At 40.5% G+C, this 1,195-nt stretch carries 1 protein-coding gene; it reads left to right on the top strand.

Translation table 11 applies throughout. The features are described from left to right. Positions 1-99: 99 nt before the first annotated feature. Entirely contained in the window at positions 100-1,140 is a 1,041-nt protein-coding gene (locus GBI16_RS18135) for an IS481 family transposase (RefSeq protein ID WP_151707611.1), read from the top strand. Positions 1,141-1,195 lie beyond the last annotated feature (55 nt).

Below are 1,195 nucleotides of genomic sequence, written 5' to 3'. Positions count from 1 at the left end.
TGTATTAGTTCAGACTTAATCTGACATAGGTCTTGAAAAAGAAGAAGTTACCGATTTTGATTAAAGGTGTCGAATCTCAATCAATAAGGGTAACTTCTCATGTTGCATACTAACAATCAAATCATCAAACACAAAGTCGGTCTGCTGAATTTAGCAGAAGAACTCCAAAACGTATCCAAAGCTTGTAAAGTCATGGGCGTATCTAGAGATACATTCTATCGTTATCAAGAACTTGCCAGTACAGGGAATGTCGATGCCCTCATCAATCGGAGTCGTAGAACTCCAAATTTGAAAAACCGTGTTGATGAACAAACTGAACACGCTGTGATTGACTTTGCAATTCAATATCCAGCTTATGGTCAGCATCGAACCAGTAACGAGCTACGCCAGATTGGCATCTTTGTATCTGGGAGCGGTGTACGCTCTATTTGGCTTAGGCACAATCTTGAGAATTTCAAAAAGCGATTAAAGGCACTTGAAATGAAAGTTGCTCAAGAAGGCATTCAGTTGAATGATCAGCAGATCGCTGCATTAGAGCGTAAGCATGAAGATGATGTAGCTTGTGGTGAAATTGAGACACATCATCCTGGCTATCTTGGAGCACAAGATACTTTCTATGTGGGAAATTTAAAAGGTGTAGGACGTATTTATCAGCAAACTTTTATCGATACGTACAGCAAGGTAGTTCACTGCAAGCTATACACCACTAAAACCCCAATCACTGCTGCCGACCTGCTGAATGATCGGGTTCTGCCATTCTATGCTCAGCATGGTTTGCCGATGCTGAGAATCCTGACCGACAGGGGTACAGAATATTGCGGTAAGGTGGAACACCATGATTATGAGCTCTATTTAGCATTGAATGATATTGATCACACTAAGACCAAAGCGGCATCCCCTCAAACCAATGGAATTTGCGAACGATTCCACAAGACGATCTTGCAGGAGTTTTATCAAATCACATTCCGTAAGAAGCTCTATGATTCACTAGAAACATTACAAACAGATCTAGACGAATGGCTAGTATTTTATAATACTAAACGAACCCATCAGGGCAAAGTGTGCAATGGCAGAACCCCATTTGCAACATTACTTGATGGAAAACATATTTGGGCTGAAAAGAATTTAGCTCAAATTTAACCTGACAGCCTAGATCAAATATTGGTAACTGTCAGATCAGGTTTGAGCTAGTACA

The sequence above is a fragment of the Acinetobacter sp. TUM15064 genome, from assembly GCF_008980265.1.
Classification (GTDB): Bacteria; Pseudomonadota; Gammaproteobacteria; order Pseudomonadales; family Moraxellaceae; genus Acinetobacter.
Note: the sequence above shows the minus strand (reverse complement) of the source record. Positions and strands in the feature narration are given on the sequence as shown.